Annotated in this window: 15 protein-coding genes; 3 read left to right on the top strand and 12 right to left on the bottom strand. The window is 44.9% G+C overall.

From position 1 onward, the window contains the following. Positions 1 to 15: 15 nt before the first annotated feature. The 5 genes from K6V26_RS06250 to K6V26_RS06230 form a co-directional block, all read right to left on the bottom strand. Entirely contained in the window at positions 16 to 1,839 is a 1,824-nt protein-coding gene (locus tag K6V26_RS06250) for a helix-turn-helix domain-containing protein (RefSeq protein ID WP_224264857.1), read from the bottom strand. A gap of 92 nt (positions 1,840 to 1,931) precedes the next feature. After that, positions 1,932 to 3,479 (bottom strand): D-xylose transporter XylE, encoded by a 1,548-nt coding sequence (xylE, locus tag K6V26_RS06245; RefSeq protein ID WP_224264856.1) that lies wholly within the window; start codon positions 3,477 to 3,479, stop codon positions 1,932 to 1,934. Positions 3,480 to 3,612: 133 nt separating this feature from the next. Next, positions 3,613 to 4,941 carry a xylose isomerase gene (xylA, locus tag K6V26_RS06240; RefSeq protein ID WP_224264855.1) on the bottom strand — a complete coding sequence of 443 codons (1,329 nt, stop codon included), beginning with the start codon at positions 4,939 to 4,941 and terminating at the stop codon, positions 3,613 to 3,615. A 26-nt stretch (positions 4,942 to 4,967) separates the two neighbouring features. Beyond that, complete coding sequence (locus tag K6V26_RS06235) at positions 4,968 to 6,473, bottom strand: xylulokinase (protein WP_224264854.1); 1,506 nt, start codon at positions 6,471 to 6,473, stop codon at positions 4,968 to 4,970. A gap of 11 nt (positions 6,474 to 6,484) precedes the next feature. Beyond that, positions 6,485 to 7,225: an NUDIX hydrolase gene (locus tag K6V26_RS06230; RefSeq protein ID WP_007653150.1), complete on the bottom strand. Its 741-nt coding sequence runs from the start codon at positions 7,223 to 7,225 to the stop codon at positions 6,485 to 6,487. 268 nt (positions 7,226 to 7,493) lie between these two features. On the opposite strand from K6V26_RS06230, the gene K6V26_RS06225 reads away from it, so the two are divergent. Both K6V26_RS06225 and K6V26_RS06220 read left to right on the top strand, forming a co-directional pair. Then, entirely contained in the window at positions 7,494 to 9,317 is a 1,824-nt protein-coding gene (locus K6V26_RS06225) for a TrkH family potassium uptake protein (protein ID WP_007653148.1), read from the top strand. A 13-nt stretch (positions 9,318 to 9,330) separates the two neighbouring features. Further along, positions 9,331 to 10,017, top strand: a complete 687-nt coding sequence (locus tag K6V26_RS06220; RefSeq protein WP_007653146.1) for a potassium channel family protein — start codon at positions 9,331 to 9,333, stop codon at positions 10,015 to 10,017. Between the two features lie 156 nt (positions 10,018 to 10,173). On the opposite strand, the gene K6V26_RS06215 is transcribed toward K6V26_RS06220, so the two are convergent. The 5 genes from K6V26_RS06215 to K6V26_RS06195 form a co-directional block, all read right to left on the bottom strand. Next, positions 10,174 to 11,016, bottom strand: a complete 843-nt coding sequence (locus tag K6V26_RS06215) for a SecDF P1 head subdomain-containing protein (protein WP_122327900.1) — start codon at positions 11,014 to 11,016, stop codon at positions 10,174 to 10,176. Between the two features lie 7 nt (positions 11,017 to 11,023). Then, positions 11,024 to 11,191 (bottom strand): PLDc N-terminal domain-containing protein, encoded by a 168-nt coding sequence (locus tag K6V26_RS06210; protein WP_224265813.1) that lies wholly within the window; start codon positions 11,189 to 11,191, stop codon positions 11,024 to 11,026. A gap of 5 nt (positions 11,192 to 11,196) precedes the next feature. Next, positions 11,197 to 11,412, bottom strand: a complete 216-nt coding sequence (locus K6V26_RS06205; protein ID WP_007653141.1) for a hypothetical protein — start codon at positions 11,410 to 11,412, stop codon at positions 11,197 to 11,199. Positions 11,413 to 11,489: 77 nt separating this feature from the next. Next, a complete protein-coding gene (locus K6V26_RS06200) occupies positions 11,490 to 12,068 on the bottom strand; it encodes a Crp/Fnr family transcriptional regulator (RefSeq protein WP_129699087.1) in 579 nt (192 codons plus the stop codon). 24 nt (positions 12,069 to 12,092) lie between these two features. Next, complete coding sequence (locus K6V26_RS06195; protein ID WP_007653132.1) at positions 12,093 to 13,361, bottom strand: hemolysin family protein; 1,269 nt, start codon at positions 13,359 to 13,361, stop codon at positions 12,093 to 12,095. Between the two features lie 96 nt (positions 13,362 to 13,457). Between K6V26_RS06195 and K6V26_RS06190 the strand changes: the two genes are divergently transcribed. Beyond that, positions 13,458 to 14,579 carry a Card1-like endonuclease domain-containing protein gene (locus K6V26_RS06190; RefSeq protein ID WP_224264853.1) on the top strand — a complete coding sequence of 374 codons (1,122 nt, stop codon included), beginning with the start codon at positions 13,458 to 13,460 and terminating at the stop codon, positions 14,577 to 14,579. A gap of 378 nt (positions 14,580 to 14,957) precedes the next feature. Here K6V26_RS06190 and K6V26_RS06185 read toward each other — a convergent pair whose 3' ends face one another. Further along, positions 14,958 to 15,152, bottom strand: coding sequence for a hypothetical protein (locus K6V26_RS06185; RefSeq protein ID WP_010803720.1), 195 nt, complete (start codon positions 15,150 to 15,152; stop codon positions 14,958 to 14,960). Positions 15,153 to 15,181: 29 nt separating this feature from the next. Then, a complete protein-coding gene (locus K6V26_RS06180; protein WP_224264852.1) occupies positions 15,182 to 16,117 on the bottom strand; it encodes a sugar phosphate isomerase/epimerase family protein in 936 nt (311 codons plus the stop codon). Positions 16,118 to 16,258: the final 141 nt, after the last annotated feature.

Raw genomic sequence — 16,258 nt, 5'->3', positions numbered from 1 at the left:
TCCCATGTTTCCTCCCTACCCCCTATTCTTCCTGAAAGAAGCCGGGCTAAGCCCTGTTTGTGCCTTGAAGGCGCGGTAGAAGGTTTGGCGGGTGGAGAAGCCGGAGTCGAAGGCGATGGTTTCGAGCGAAAGGTTGTCGTTGGCCGGATCGGAAAGCAGCAGGATGGCCTGACGAACACGGCATTCGTTGATATATGCGGAGAATGGTTTGCCGTGGACGGTATTTACAGCTTTCGAGATCATGTTACGGTGAACACCCATGCGTTGCGACAGGGTTTCGAGATCGAGATCCGGGTCGAGGTAGATATGCTCTTCGTCGGTCAGGCGGCCGAGATTTTCCATCAGGGTCCTGTCGGTAGCATCTGCCTCTGCCGGAGGCACGACAGCCGGGACCTGCTCCGCCCATTCGCGACTACGGGCAACCAGCCTGCGGTAAGCCTGATGCTTTTTCCTGTAAAGGACGGAGATGACAAGCAAGGCGACAAAGATTACCCCCGCCGTCACACCCATACTGACCGAAACGTGCCGGAAGGTAACGAGCTGCGCCTCCTTACGGGCACGCTCCGACTCGAATAACTCCTGTTTGGCGCGGAGAACCAGCAGGCCACTGTACTTTTCGTCCTGCCGACGGTTTGCTACCGTCGTCGAGTCCATATAAGCAATCGAACGCTCCCGGTCGCCGATGCGGGCATAATAGCGAGCCATCACCGGATAGAGGTCGCACGAACGGTACGACATCACCCAGGGCCATTGTTCGATATGGTAAAGGGCACTGTCGATCATTGCCTTGCAACTATCCGGCTTGCCTGTTTCCAGATAACAGTCCGCCAGCCCGACATAGATACCCGAGGTAAAGCTATGATCACCCTCCGCCAGCGAGAATGGCAACGCAGCAGCATGCAAGGCAAGCGCTTCGCAGTATAGACCACGTTGGCGATAATTGGAGGCCAGGTTGCTCAACGCGATGCAGTCGAACATGGGACGCAACTTGACACGGTCTTTACACTCCAGCATGGAACGGAAATAATAGTCGGATGTATCCAGTTCGCCGATATTACGGAAATAAAGGCCCAGTGCGTTGCGTGCCTGAAGGTTATAGAGATTGTAATAACGGGGAACAGGGGTATCCTGCAAAGCCGCTTTCAGGTAAGGGATAGCGATCTCGTAATCGCGAAAGTCGAAATAAAGGCGACCCAGGTCGTACCAGATGTTTTTCTCTTCCGCGGGATCGATATCACCGCCGACCACTTCCAGGCGCTTGGCGATACGTTCAGCACAAAGAAAAGCTGTGTAATACTGTTCATGCAGATACAGTCTGCGAAGAATATAGATGAGCGCTCTCATTTCCATGGAAGGATCGTTGCGGGCAACAGATTTATCGGCAAGAGCATAAAAAGCCTTTACTTTCTTATCGCGCTTTTCCGGCGTATTATCGGGAAGAGCAATCGCTTCGCCGTATTCCAGTTCGCGCCGGAGAATGCTCCCTCCGATCCGTTCGACTGTTTCGCGCATCCGGCGGACGGCTTCGTAACGGTCGGCATCTTCGGGAACGGCGTCGATGGCTTCTTCGTAATAGCGTTGCATCATATCCGCTATCGCTTCGTAGCCGACTTTTGCACAAAGGGCCAGAAGGCTATCGCGATCGGGGATTTTCGTTTCGTTGTTTTCCGGAAGATAGATACTGTCGGCTGCACGGGCCTTCATTTCAGGGATATAACGTAGATCGGAAGCGAAATGATCCTGAAAAAGAGTATCGGCCTTACTCTCTGCTGCTCCGAGGGCAACAGAAAGTAAAAGGCCGATACCAACTAGTATATATATTGCTTTGCTTCTATGCATTCCGTTCTCTTTTAAGATTAACTGGAAATGCAAATATAAGGTTTTTTAGTTAGGCACAAACATGGAAAGCTGGAAAATCAATCATTCCATTATTACCTTTTCCAGTATTGTTCCATCTGTTCCAATGTCTTACCTTTCGTTTCGGGAACGAATTTCCAAATGAAGGCAGCGGCAAGGATACCCATCAGGCCGTAAATCCAGTAAGCGACACCATGATTAAACGTTTCCGTCAGGTACTGGTTCTTGTCAAGCATCGGGAAAGTCCACGATACGAGGAAGTTGGCAATCCACTGTCCGGCAACGGCAATACTCATCACCGTCGAACGGATCGAGTTCGGGAATATCTCGGCCAGCAACACCCAGCAAACAGGTCCCCATGACATAGCGAAACCGGCTGTATACACCAGCATACAAACCAACGAGCCTATGCCGACAGAGTGTGTATAGAATGTTGTTCCCAGGATAATCATGGAAACAGCCATCACCAACGCACCGATAATCATCAACGGACGGCGGCCGAACTTATCGACCGTAAAGATTGCCAGCACAGTGAACGACAGGTTCACGGCACCTACCACAATCTGCTGCAACAAAGCGGCATCGGTAGCAGCTCCCATCGTCTTAAAGATCTCCGGCGCATAATAAAGCACCACGTTGATACCGACAAACTGCTGGAATCCGGACAACAGGACGCCTACCATAATAATAAGTACGCCAAACGAACGGATCGGGAACACCAGCGACACGAAGAAACTGCCGATCAGGGCGATCTCCAACGCACTTGTATTACCGGCCAGCTCCAATGCACCGTAAGCCAACAGGAACAAAACCAGCCACGCCCCCATAAAACGGAAGTACGGACGCATGGAAGGCGCCTTTTCCTTGAAACTATTCTTTATATCCACCAACTCTTTCTCCGCCTCGTCTCTTCCCATCAGACGGTCGAGGATGGTCAATGCCTTTTCACCCTTACCACGCATCACCAGGTAACGGGGTGTTTCAGGTACGAACATCAGCAGGACAAAGAAGAGCACAGCCGGGATAATCTCGGAAGCAAACATCCATCTCCAGCCCTCCGTGTGCAGCCACGTAGCATCCCCCTGCAAAGCGATCGTGTAATTTACAAAATAAACGACCAGCATACCGAAGATGATAGCGAACTGGTTCCACGAAACCAGGTTACCACGACGGTCTGCCGGGGCGACTTCGGCAATGTACATCGGCGATACCATCGAAGCCAGACCGACCCCAATACCGCCAAGAATACGGTAAGCCACAAATAAATACATGTAAGTATGATCTCCGCTTCCGGGTAATCCCAGACCGAATTCGGGCCAAGCCGAACCGATAGCCGAAAGCAAGAAAAGGATAGACGCCACGATCAGCGTCGGCTTACGTCCGTAACGCTGGCTGACCCATCCGGCAAAAGAGGCACCCAGGATACAACCGATCAGCGCACTGCTGACAACAAACCCTTCCAGCGAATTGGCCTGGTCGAGCGGTAACCCGTAAGGTTCAATAAAAAATTTCCGTAGTGATTCTACTGTTCCGGAGATAACTGCCGTGTCATATCCGAATAATAACCCTCCGAGGGTAGCAACGAGGGTAATACCAAAAATATAACTGTTGTTGTTTTTCATGTTTACCAGATTAAGAGTAACTTTTCCCCTCTCGAGAGGGGGCAGGGGGTGTGTTAATGCCAGTTATAGGACTAAATTTAACACACCCCTTAATCCCCTCTCCAGAGGGGAAAGAGTTACTCCTTGTAACTAATTATATATATAAATTGAGAATCATCTCATATAACTCCTGCTTACCGCTGATCTGTTTCGGTTCTCCGTCGCGGAGAGCGATCGTACGCAGGTCTTCCAAGGTAAGTTTACCGTCTTCAAAGGCTTTACCGTCGCCACCATCGAAGCTGGCATAACGTTCGGCACGCATCTTGGTGTAATCAGACTGTTCAATAATAGCGGCTGCACACATCAGAGCACGGGCAAACGCATCCATACCACCGATATGAGCCAGGAAGATATCATCCAGGTCGGTTGAGTTACGACGAGTCTTTGCGTCGAAGTTCGTACCTCCGGTTGTCAGACCGCCACCCTGAAGGATGACCAGCCATGCCTGAGTCAGTTCGTAAATATCCATCGGGAACTGGTCGGTATCCCAACCATTCTGATAGTCGCCGCGGTTTGCATCGATACTGCACAACATGCCGGCATCCACAGCAGCCTGCAATTCGTGTTCGAATGTATGTCCAGCCAGAGTCGCGTGGTTCACCTCGATATTCAAAGCGAAATCTTTATCCAGGCCATAGTGGCGCAGGAAGCCGATAACTGTTTCCGAGTCTACGTCGTACTGATGTTTTGTCGGTTCCATCGGTTTCGGTTCGATCAGGAACGTGCCTCTGAAACCATTCTTGCGGCCATAGTCACGTGCCATGGTAAGCATCATAGCCAAATGGTCTTTTTCACGTTTCATATCTGTATTCAGCAAGGTCATATAACCTTCACGACCACCCCAGAATACATAGTTCTCGCCACCTAAAGCGATACAAGCGTCGATAGCATTCTTAATCTGTGTTCCGGCACAAGCCAGTGCAGGGAAGTAAGGATTGGTTGCAGCACCGTTCATATAACGTTTGTTACTGAATACGTTGGCGGTAGACCATAACAGTTTCTTTCCGGTTGCCTGTTGCAAGCCTTTGGCATGTTCCACCATTGTCTGCAAGTCTTTCTCAAACTGAACCAGTGTAGGAGCTTCGTCCACCACATCCACATCGTGGAAACAGTAATAAGGAATGCTACATTTAGTCATGAATTCGAAAGCTGCATCCATCTTATATTTGGCACGGCTGATCGGGTCGGAAGCTGCATTCCAGGGGAATGATTTTGTTCCTCCGCCAAACTGGTCACCGCCTTCGGCACATAATGTATGCCAGTAAGCCATCGCAAAACGAAGATGGTCTTTCAATGTTTTACCCATTACCACCTTGTTTTCATCATAATAATGAAATGCCATCGGATTCTTTGAATCGCGTCCTTCAAACTGAATCTTTCCTATTCCTGGGAAGAATTCTTTTTCACCTTTATAAAAGTCCATGAAATTAATTGTTTTAATGATTTATATTACATTGGTATGTTATTCTCACACATCAGCTTATCCAGCCGTTCTTTCCATATGCTGTAAGCTGCACAATATTTATCCGCCTTCAGGCCGTCGGGTTCAATCACATCTATCTTCTTCAAGGAGGCAAATGCTTCCTCGGCCGACTGATAGATACCGGCACCGATACCGGCTCCCTTGGCAGCACCTACGGCACCGTTTGTATCGAACAGCTCGATCACCGTTCCGGTCACACCCGACAAAGTATCACGGAAGACCGGGCTCAGGAACATATTGGCACTACCGGCACGGATTACATCTATATCGATTCCCATCTCGTTCATGATATCCATTCCGTATTTGAAAGAGAACACGATGCCCTCCTGTGCGGCACGGGCAATATGGGCTTTGCTATGAATATTAAAATTCAGGCCGTGTATCGAACAATCGATCTGCTTATTCTGCAACATACGTTCAGCACCATTACCAAACGGCAGAATGGACAGTCCTTCCGATCCGACAGGGATACCGGCGGCTAGTTCGTTCAACTCCGGATAACTGATTCCTTCGGGCGCCACATTCTTCTTCACCCAGGAATTCAGAATGCCTACCCCGTTGATACAAAGTAATACGCCCAACCTTGTCTGATCCGCAGAATGGTTTACATGGGCAAAGGTATTTACCCGCGACAAGGTATCGAAATTCACTTTTCCGTTTACACCGTACACCACACCGGAAGTACCACCTGTTGCAGCAATCTCACCCGGATTCAAAACGTTCAGCGACAACGCATTGTTTGGCTGGTCGCCGGCACGGTAAGTCACAGGTGTACCTTTCTTCAACCCCAGTTCTGTTGCAACGGAACCGAGCAGTTCCCCCTGCAAACCGAATGTCGGACGTATCTCAGGTATCAGGTCGTTGCTGAATCCGAAATAGTTCATCAGGTCTTCAGAAACCTGTTCGTTCTTAAAGTCCCAGAAGATACCTTCCGACAAACCGGATACGGTTGTTACGATATCCCCTGTCATCCGCATGGCGATAAAATCACCCGGCAGCATGAACTTATGAACGGAACGGAATAACTCCGGTTCAAACTCTTTTACCCAGGCAAGTTTGGAGGCGGTAAAGTTACCCGGCGAATTCAACAGGTGGGACAAGCATTGCTTCTCCCCTATATTTTTAAACGCACGGTCTCCATAAGGTACGGCACGGCTGTCACACCAGATGATAGAAGGGCGCAACACCTCCATTTTCTTATCGACCAGCACAAGTCCGTGCATCTGGTAAGAGATACCGATCGCTTTGATATCGGTTCCCTGAATACCGGCTTTCGCAATCGCTCCTTTAATGGCTTCTTTCAGATACTTCCACCAATCATCCGGTTCCTGTTCCGCCCAACCGGGTTTTACAGCTTTAATAGGCGCTTCCTCTTTCGGATAGAAATCCGCCCCGATAGTTAATCCCGAACTGGCATCTACAATCGAGGCCTTCACAGAAGAACTACCTATGTCACAACCTAACAAATACATATCTTTACTGATTAATTCTTATTAAATTTCGAATGCAACTTATTATACTTCACTTTGTCGAAACGATAATAGCGGGCGGCACGGTGGGCAACTCCTGTTTCGATCTCGTCGGTCTGTACGATATATTCCAGCGACCCCATTTTCTTATGAAAGTTACGGACATCCATTTCCTTATTATATATGATCTCGTACGTACGACGCAACTGATAGGCTGTAAATTTCAAAGGCAGGTAATCGAAAATGATGGATGGCTCCTTTTCAACCCACTCACGTATTTCCTCCACAGCGGCCTCGATGATTTCTTTATGGTCGAACGGCAAAGAAGGCAGTGCGTCGACAGGAAACCAGGCCAGTGAATTATATTTATTGGTCGGGTTCGACTTCCGTCCGATCTTACTCAATGCCAGATAAGCTACGGTTACGATCCGTTCGATCTTCAGCTTCATGGCGTTTTCCAGCCACTGCATATCATCTTTGTTTTTTGTACGCGAGGGAGAGCCAAAACTGCGGAATTGTTTTAAAGGAACGCGTTTCAAACCTGTAGCCTCATTAAATACACGATGAGCTGCCGTATCCAGATCTTCATTTTCAAAAATCAGACTTCCGGGAAGCTTGTAACGTTTCTCATCGCTATTGTCCATTTGCCGTTCTATAAGCAGCACGCATAGTTTATCTTCGTTTACGCCCAGCAGCACGCAATCAACAGACACATGCGAGTAAAGCATCTTGTTATTTTCCATATGTGTTTCCATAATATTACGTTAAACAGTTGCAAATATAAACATTTATCCAATATACAAAACACACAGAATCATTTTTTCAATATTTATAACAGCTTATTTATCTGACAATTTACTATCTTACCTCATACAATAACATTTATCCCCCATAATGTAAACAAAACAATATTGAGATAAACCGTTGATCTTTCTCTTTTTAACATGCTTTATCTAAACTTTCTGAACTATTCTGTCCTCCAACTACTTTTATTAATACTTTTGCCACAGATTATACTTGAAAATGGACATAAAACATATACAGTTCACATGCCGGATGTACTGGGCGAACATGAAAGGCATCCTGAATATATTCGCGGAAGGCCTCATTCTTCTGGCATCTATCGCTTCCTTATTCGTACTGATCTACCAGTTCGGGTTCCAGCAGACAAGCGAAACCATACACCATTTATATCTGAGCCGTATTTATATTTTACTGGCATTTTTTATCGGTATCACGCTACGCTACATCGTCCGGTTCGGTGAGATCATACAGGAAAAGCTCTTATATCTGGATATCGGCATTTACTTCCTGCTGTTTGCCGTTTTGTCGGCAAAGGTATTTTTCAGAGAGGTGATTCAGCAGTCACTGCCATACCTCGATTTCCTGTCGAAGCCGTTGTTTGTCTATACGCTGATGTTATTGCTCAGTATGATCCATCTGTCACGGCAGACTTTCACGCTTATGCAAACACGTATCAAGCCGTCACTGCTGTTCCTGCTGAGTTTCATATTTGTGATCCTGATCGGAGCCGGATTGCTGATGCTGCCGAACGCGACAACCCGCCCGATCCATTTTGTCGATGCGCTGTTTACGGCAACGACCTCTGTCTGTGTAACGGGACTGACTACGGTTGACGTAGCGACTACTTTTACACATATCGGGCACGTTATTATTATGATCCTGATACAAATCGGCGGAATCGGAGTAATGACTTTTACCAGTTTCTTTGCCCTTTCTTTCATGGGGCATTCTTCTTTCACCAGCAAACTGGTTCTGAAAGATATGCTGAACGAAGACCGTATCGGTGGGTTGTTCCGCGTTATCCTGAATATTCTGTTCGTTACTTTCTTTATCGAAGGAATCGGGGCCTACTTTATATATATGGATATCAGAGGCGTATTGCCGGGAGCCACTACGCAGGATAACATCTTCTTCGCTATCTTCCATGCGGTTTCCGCCTTCTGTAATGCCGGTATTTCCACACTGAGCGGCAATATGTGTGATCCGATAGTGGCCCACAACTACAATCTGCATGTATGGATTTCCCTGTTAATCATCTTCGGTGGCCTGGGATTCCCGATCGTTTTCAATTATCTGAAACTGCTAAGGCATTTCATCGTTAACACTTTTATGATAGCTATCGGACAACAGAAACATTATATCCATACACCCCGTATCATCAATATCCATACATATATAGTAGTAATAAGTACGCTGGTCCTGATCGTCGGAGGCATGTTCTTTTATTTCCTCTTTGAGATGAATAATACGTTGGCCGACCTGCCTCTGAAAGGGAAGCTGGCAGATTCGCTGCTCGGTGCCGTGACACCCCGAACGGCCGGTTTCACCGTGGCAAATATGGATGCGCTTCGTCCGGTAACGCTGATGCTGACCCTTATCCTGATGGTTATCGGGGCGGCTCCGATGTCGACCGGTGGCGGTTTAAAAGTAACGACCGTTTTTGTAGCTATTGCCACAGCATTGAATGTTTCCCGTGAAAAGGAAAAGGTTGAAGTTCGTAAACGCGAGATATCTCCCGCCACTATCCGCCGGGCTTTCGCAACGATTGTCTTCTATTTTATCTTTGCCTCGCTGGCTGTCTGGATATTGTCTTATACGGAAGAAGGGACACCGGTGTTTACACTTACATTCGAAGTTGTTTCGGCTTTGAGTACGGTGGGATCGAGCCTGAACTTCACCCCTATGCTTTCCATGGCCGGGAAGTTGATTATCATCTGTACGATGTTAATCGGACGTATCGGGGTACTGACATTCATGGTCAGCTTTATGAGAGAGTACAAAAAGAGGGATTACACATATCCCCAGGAAAATATATTAATGTAATAAGTAATGCCTTATGAAATTTCTGGTTATAGGATTAGGAAATCTGGGACGCGCCATCGCGGAAAATCTCACCCGTATCGGCGATGAAGTGATAGGTGTCGATCTGAACCTGCATAAAGTGGAGGCCGTAAAACAAACGATCTCCGGCTCCGTCAGCCTCGATACGACTGACAGGGATGCACTAAATACACTGCCGTTGAGCGAAATGGATGCCATCTTCGTTACTTATGGCAAGAATTTCGGAACGTCGGTACAGACTGTCGCCTTATTGAAGAGCCTGGATGCAAGCAGGTTGATCGTCCGTTCGATCTCTCCCATTCATGAAACGGTGATCCGCTCGATCGGTGTATCGGAAATCATTCGTCCGGAACAGGATTATGCAGCAACCTATGCCTCCCAGAGTTTACTGGGCGACCTGTTCCAGCGTTGGTATCAGGTAACGGAAACACATCATTTGTATAAAATAAAGACACCGGGAGCTTTAGTCGGACAGACGCTAAAGACGATCGACTTCCAAACGAACTTCGGTATCCGCCTGGTCGGAGTAGAACGAGCCAAAGAAGTACGAAACCTGATCGGATTGAAACAAACAGAATACTATGTGGTCGACCCACTGACCGATGATCTGGTGCTGGAAGCCAATGACAAGCTGATCCTCTTCGGAAAAATGGAGGTGCTCCATAAGATCAAAGAATTGTAAGGGGAAAAAAACTATACTGAAGGCTTTTTCAAAGCATATATGTTTCGTCATTAAAACATATATGTTTTGAATACAAAAGTCCCTTATTTTGAATACAAAAGAAGGGAGCTTTTCAAACCAGCTTCGCATAAGAGTTCTGCCGGTCCGGCTGAAACCCTAACGGGATAGCTCGCTTTTGTTCTTGCTTCTCTCAATATCCATTAATTTCCGGATTGTTTTTTGATAATCTTCTAAGGTCAGTATATCATAATCCTTGCTGCCTGTCCCTTCTCTAAAATTCCCTCTGATACTTGGAGCATCGGGATATTTCTCTTTTATTATGTCGTCTATCAAATAACCATACAATCCTTGAGGACTACTTTTGAACAGAAAACTTTGAAACAGCCTCTCAATATAGTCCGGATTTTTACCAATGAAAGTCTTATAATTCAGATATGCTTCAGATTTCATATAATCTTCGGCACAACTACTAAAGTTAGGCTTTTGTAATTCCTCAAATAAAGCTCTTTCCAGTTTCTTATATCCAAGGATATCGGTTAAGTCGCCTTTTTCCAAACAGTGAATTCTTTCCTCTTCTACATCCATTTCTTCCCTGATTCGCCGAAACATAGTTTTCAGATCATACCCTTTATAAGTAGAAATAGAGAAAGTACCACTTTCTATCCGTGCATTTACCTGCGGATCTGTGATAACTTTATTGTCAAAAACAAAACAAATTCGTTTGCCGATAGATCTTTCCGTAGCGTCTGCCCATCGACTCACTAGGGATTGGTTTATAGTCCCAACAATCATATACATCATTCTATTATCCGAGTATGAGAAAGAATCCAATCTTAGAAAGGCAAAATCTTTGACTGTTATAATTGATTCTTTTGAGATACTGTCTTTCCTCCCTTCCATTATATAATACCAGCCATTTTCTCTTTCTATCGTTTGTGCGTTACAATATAATATACAATGCAATGCAAGGAGCAACATAATAAGTTTAGATGCTTTCATATTAATACTACTTTTTAATTAAATAATAAATTGCAACTCCCAATATAGGAATAAGAAGGATAATCAGGATATACAACAATTTATACTTCTGCTGCCGGACAGAATGAATTACACTCCAGATCACAGCTATATCCAAGAGCAGCACTAACAATATTACAGTCAGCCCATTAACCATATTCATCAAATTGCATAACCTGCATGCATAGAACTCGCAGCTAATAACATTAAGGCCACTATCAAGAAGGGAATACGATATATTCCTCTATCGAATAAAGCAGCTATACAAACGGATGCTGTCGATAAAGCTATCAGTTTGTTATCAGTTTCAATAACGATAAAACTAACAGCAATAGCAGCTATCGCTATAAGTATCAACAGGTAATTTAAAGTCTTCATCTCCACAGATCATTTGATTTCCTCATCCTCGAAGATGCAATATTAGGTATTATAAACAAGAAAAGCCTTGAATTGCTTCAAGACTTTTCCGGGTATGACAATTTTTTTCGTATATGGCTTACGGTTTCAGGGGTTACACCCAGAAAAGAAGCAATTTCTTTTAGCGGAACCTTCTCTTTCAGGTTGGGACAACGCTGCATTAACTTGACATAACGTTGCTCGGGAGTGTCGCAATAAGTTTCTAACAACCTCATATATACCATTTCAAACAAAGCCTCAGCTGCTTTATGCCTAAAACGTTGTTCCTCTGGTCCTGTATTTAAATATTCCAAATAATCAGATAACGAAACGACATATACAACACTCTCTGTTGTAGCCTGAATATTAACGACAGAGGTTGTCCTTTTAAGAAAAGAGGAATAGTCGCAAATAAATTCTTTCTCAAACGAATATCCAACCACCGCCTCTTTACCATTGTCGCCAATACGAGTGAGGCGGAAGGCCCCTTTTTCAACATAGCCTGCATAAAGTGAACTATCATTCTGACGAAGAAAAAACTCTTTTCTTTTGAGAATACGTTTTTCTCCCTTCTTATAGAAGAAGTCTGTTAGTCCGGAACAATCCAGCAGATCTATATAGGTATTGAATCCTTCCACTATTTAATCTTCGCACAAAGATTATCAATCGATCTTCTTCACCAGCACCTTGTCGATACGTGCACCGTCCATATCTACGATTTCAAATTCAAAGGTCAGCCAGGTCAGCGTCTCACCGGTCTTCGGAACGCGTTCAAGAATTTCCAGGATCAGACCACTCAATGTATTATAATCGTGTTCGGCATACAGATCTTCCATATCGAAATACTCCAGAAAATCATAGAAGTTATACTGTCCGTCGACCAACCAGGAACCATCGGCACGCTGCACGATCTCAGCCTCCTCTCCCACTTCCGGAACCTGTCCGATCAACCCTTCCATAATATCTTTCAATGTTACAATACCCTGGATTCCTCCAAATTCATCCGTAACAATACCATATTTAACACGTGCTTCCTTAAACTGTTCCAAAGCATTATACACACTCTGGTTCTCGGGAAGGTATTGGGCGGGGCGTATCACCTCTTCCAACGAAAAATCTGGTTCGTCAATCCGGCCGAACAGGTCTTTCAGATAAACAACACCTTTGATATTATCAAACTTCTCGGAAGCTACCGGATATATATTAAACAGATTTTCCTGTACCTTTTCACGGATCTTCTCGATACTGTCGGTGACATCCAGCCATACCAGATCGCTCCGGTGTGTCATGATCGAACCGACATTTCGGTCTCCCAGGTTGAATACACGTTCCACGATGTCCTGTTCCACTTCCTGCACTTCACCGCCGTCAAAGCCTTCTTTGACGATTGCCTTGATCTCCTCTTCCGTTACTTTATTTTCTTCGTTTGCTTTAATTCCGGTAATTTTTATAACAAGGGAAGTGCTTTTCGACAACAACCAGACAAAAGGCAAAGCCAGCTTCGATAAAAAGTACATCGGTTTAGCGACCAACATAGAAACCCGTTCGGCATACCCCATACCGATACGCTTCGGAACAAGTTCACCCATAATCAAAGTCAGGTAAGTCACAATTATAACGATTATTGTTTTAGATACTCCCAGTGCATAAGGCTCCAGCACAGGCACATGACGCACCACTTCTGCCAGGTTATAGGCAAACGCCTCTCCTGAATACAAACCGGTCAGGATACCGATTAGCGTAATTCCGATCTGGATAGTTGATAAAAACCGGTCGGGTTCTCCAGCCAGCTTCAAGGCTGTTTGCGCTGATTTATTACCTCTTTTTGCATCCAGTTCCAGCCGGGCCTTGCGGGCAGACACCAGAGCAATTTCAGACATAGACAAAATTCCGTTCAACAAGATAAGGCCGATAATAATAAAAATTTCCATTTGCTATATATACAGCGATTGATTAGGCAACGAAGATATGAATTATATCGAAATTAATACTACATTTAGAACCTTAATTAATACATGATTTAAAACATGAAACATCAGATCATATTACTTGGCAAAGATATAACCTCCGTTTATCACGGAATCAAAGAATTCGGCCCCGACCATGTGCATTTGCTTTGCACGAATGAAACAAAAGAGGTGGCAGCTCCCCTATTTCCGCTCCTTCCCGACAGCATTCGCCGGACATTATACCGGACCGAACCATACGACGGAGAACATGTCCGTAACGTTTGCCGCAAAATACACCAAACGTATCCTTCCGCCGAATTTGCCTACAACCTGTCGGAAGGTACCAAAGTAATGGCATTCGCAGCTTTCACCATCGCAAAAGAATACAGCGTCCCAGCTTTTTATCTGTCACAATTAGGCGAACTGATCCGACTGGACAGCTTTGAGAAATACCCGATGCAAAGCCAACTGGATAACAAGGAGATACTGGGACTGAGCGGAAATATCCTGACAGAATATCAGGACGCCAAACACTTGAGTGATACCGACGTGCAGGCTTCCGGCCTGATCAAACAGTTCATCGAACAATATCCGAAAGAGCACACCATGATACAGAAGTTCTTCAACATCTTCTGTAACAGGGAGCTGTCACGCCTTCCGGCATCACGTGTTTTTAAAAACGGACTGCGTTTCAAACAGAGGCAAGGTACTTTTCTTGTTGCCCAACAGAACCGTGTGTTGCTCAGGCTAACGACACCGAACGCCAGCATGCTGTTTTTCAAAGGACGCTGGTGGGAAACACTGGTAGCACATACAGTCAGATTATGGAGCCAAAAACGTCCCAACAGCCCTGAGGTATGGCAAAGCGTCCTGTTTCAGACAGAGGGAAACAATCCAAGAACAAAGAATGAAGTAGATGTACTGCTGAACAACCAACAGAAACTAATCTTTATCGAATGTAAATCAGGACAGGTCACCCAAAATGATATTTATAAGATTGATGCGGTGCGCGAAACATACGGCGGAGATATTTCTTTAGCCGTTTTAGCCAGTTATTACCCGGTAGAAGACAACCTGCGGGAGAAATGCAAGGATTTACAAATAAACCTGTTCGCCCCTTCTTATATAGAAGAGCGCATCAACCACCTGAACATGCTACCTGCATGGCTTGAAAAGTTATCCAACTCCCTGCAACTATAAAATAAAAGAAGCCGTTCTACCTTCTCAGGCGGAACGGCTTTTATCAATCGATAAGTTTTTGCTAATCTAATACATATTAGAAAACAATATCGGGAGATAGATACTTACACTTATTCTAAATTCTAAACTTCATCATCATATTCATAGAGGGAAACTTGTTTGTTTCCCTAACACCTACTTACACTGCAAATGACGTGCCAAAAACAGCAAGGAATAGAAAAACAATCACTAACAAACTAGTTGTCAGATAATAAAAGATCATTTTACGACATTTCCAATTTTACTCTACCGCAGAAGTGTGGTGGGGAATCAATGGGGAAATGGGGAATTTTTCCACACCACACTCCTATTGCATATCACAACTGTGTTCCTTTTGTTTCACAGATGGATTCCGTTTGTATCACAGTTGGATTTCCTCTGTTTCACAGCTGTGATACGAATAAGGAATATGATAAAAAGAGAAGCATCTAAAGGGTTTACGGCACTGACTGCCGGGTAGTCCTTAACAAACGGGCAGATGACCGAAGTTATATCCCGACAAAAAAGCCAGTCCTGCAACAGACTGGCTTTCATGCGTACCTTATATATAATTAAGACTTTACTTACTTTACAAACTTTGCTTTCAACAGATAATCAGCACAGCCTTTCACCCCAGCAAACTGGGTACGACCATCCGGCATACCTTCCAGTTCCACGTAATATTCTTTCACTCCAATCTGATACGCCTGTTTGAAAATCATTTCAAAGTTCATGAAGCCGGATTGTCCCAGAATGGCGCGATCTTTAATATGCAACAGTTTAATACGATCCGGATATTTCTTCATATATTCCACCGGATCATTCTGCCCAATCACCGTCCAGTACACATCCATTTCAAAAAATACCAGATCAGGATCCGTGTCTTTCAAAAAAAGATCATAGATTTTTTTGCCTTTATTATGGCGACCAAAGACAGCTCCCGTACCTCCCGGAACTACTTTGGCAAACTCAAAATCATGATTATGGTAACCGAACGGAATACCAGCTGCTCTGACAATCTTTCCAGCTTCATTGAATACATCGCAAACATAAGCAACCTCTTCCACACTACGGGTGCGTGGTTGTCCGGGCTGAACCAGATATTTCACACCTAACTTGGCATGATCGTCTGCCGTCTTTTTCCAATATTCCATAATTGTATTGCGGGTATCCGGCGTGTACTCGCCTGTCGGAGGATTCACATGGGAACTGGTGATCTTCAATCCGGCATCTTCTGCCATCTTCTTGAATTCCATCATATCGACACCATTGATCTTGCCATTATTGTAACCTGCCAGTTCAAGGGTAGAATAACCCATCTGTTTAAGTTGTTTCATTCCGGCAGGAACATCTTTGGTTAACTCGCCTCCTAAAGAATAAATCTGCAAACCGATACTTTTTTTGGCTGTCGTTTCCGTACGAACGGGAGTGGCTGCCTGTAACGCTTCTGCCTTTCCGGCTACTAACCCTCCAAGAGTTAGAAAAGAAGCACTTTTCAGGAAATTTCTTCTATTTACCATGGTCTATAAAATTTAAAGTCTCCAAAGGTATTATTTTAAATCTGAAAAATAATTCTATATTTGTCCTAATTTAAGAACCTTATAAATAAATTTAAGAGTATGAACCCTATTTATTGCCAAAGTTGCGGTATGCCGAAAAAA

This window comes from Parabacteroides goldsteinii, from assembly GCF_020091425.1.
Taxonomy (GTDB): Bacteria; Bacteroidota; Bacteroidia; order Bacteroidales; family Tannerellaceae; genus Parabacteroides; species Parabacteroides goldsteinii.
Note: the sequence above shows the minus strand (reverse complement) of the source record. Positions and strands in the feature narration are given on the sequence as shown.

Bases quoted from the DNA above. Each gene is read 5' to 3' on its own strand.
- K6V26_RS06250 (WP_224264857.1), bottom strand. From the start codon at position 1,839: ATGCATAGAAGCAAAGCAATATATATACTAGTTGGTATCGGCCTTTTA.
- xylE (WP_224264856.1), bottom strand. From the start codon at position 3,479: ATGAAAAACAACAACAGTTATATTTTTGGTATTACCCTCGTTGCTACC.
- xylA (WP_224264855.1), bottom strand. From the start codon at position 4,941: ATGGACTTTTATAAAGGTGAAAAAGAATTCTTCCCAGGAATAGGAAAG.
- K6V26_RS06235 (WP_224264854.1), bottom strand. From the start codon at position 6,473: ATGTATTTGTTAGGTTGTGACATAGGTAGTTCTTCTGTGAAGGCCTCG.
- K6V26_RS06230 (WP_007653150.1), bottom strand. From the start codon at position 7,225: ATGGAAACACATATGGAAAATAACAAGATGCTTTACTCGCATGTGTCT.
- K6V26_RS06225 (WP_007653148.1), top strand. From the start codon at position 7,494: ATGGACATAAAACATATACAGTTCACATGCCGGATGTACTGGGCGAAC.
- K6V26_RS06220 (WP_007653146.1), top strand. From the start codon at position 9,331: ATGAAATTTCTGGTTATAGGATTAGGAAATCTGGGACGCGCCATCGCG.
- K6V26_RS06215 (WP_122327900.1), bottom strand. From the start codon at position 11,016: ATGAAAGCATCTAAACTTATTATGTTGCTCCTTGCATTGCATTGTATA.
- K6V26_RS06210 (WP_224265813.1), bottom strand. From the start codon at position 11,191: ATGGTTAATGGGCTGACTGTAATATTGTTAGTGCTGCTCTTGGATATA.
- K6V26_RS06205 (WP_007653141.1), bottom strand. From the start codon at position 11,412: ATGAAGACTTTAAATTACCTGTTGATACTTATAGCGATAGCTGCTATT.
- K6V26_RS06195 (WP_007653132.1), bottom strand. From the start codon at position 13,361: ATGGAAATTTTTATTATTATCGGCCTTATCTTGTTGAACGGAATTTTG.
- K6V26_RS06190 (WP_224264853.1), top strand. From the start codon at position 13,458: ATGAAACATCAGATCATATTACTTGGCAAAGATATAACCTCCGTTTAT.
- K6V26_RS06185 (WP_010803720.1), bottom strand. From the start codon at position 15,152: ATGAAAGCCAGTCTGTTGCAGGACTGGCTTTTTTGTCGGGATATAACT.
- K6V26_RS06180 (WP_224264852.1), bottom strand. From the start codon at position 16,117: ATGGTAAATAGAAGAAATTTCCTGAAAAGTGCTTCTTTTCTAACTCTT.